The following is a 341-nucleotide window of genomic DNA, read 5'->3' on the forward strand; positions in this document are numbered from 1 at the left end:
GGCCGGGTTGGCGCGAACGTTTGGTTCAACAGGTTCTCCGCTACCGGGAATGCATGGCGCGAGTTCGTCGTCGCCTTGAACTTGCGTTTTTGCTTGCACCGCAGGCCCAGTTCCTGCCGCAGCCGCACGATACGGTCACGTCCCGTATCAAATCCTTGCGAGACCAATTCAGGCTGCAGCCGTAACGGGCCGTACGTCTCCCGTGTCTGGACGTGCGCAGCTTTGATCGCCACCTTCAGTCGCTGATCGTCCTGTGCGCGCCGGGATGGCGGGCGCTCCACTGCTGCATAGAAGCCGCTGCGCGACACATCAAAGACGCGGCACAACAGGCCAAGCGGGTA

1 protein-coding gene is annotated in these 341 nt (G+C 62.2%); it reads right to left on the bottom strand.

Features of this window, described 5'->3' with window-relative positions; genetic code table 11:
- Window positions 1–341, bottom strand: a 341-nt coding sequence (locus EJB06_RS31615) for an IS3 family transposase (protein WP_164558118.1), incomplete at both ends; no start/stop codon positions are given.

Origin of the sequence: Massilia atriviolacea, assembly GCF_003953935.1 — a bacterium.
Taxonomy (GTDB): Bacteria; Pseudomonadota; Gammaproteobacteria; order Burkholderiales; family Burkholderiaceae_D; genus Telluria_A; species Telluria_A atriviolacea.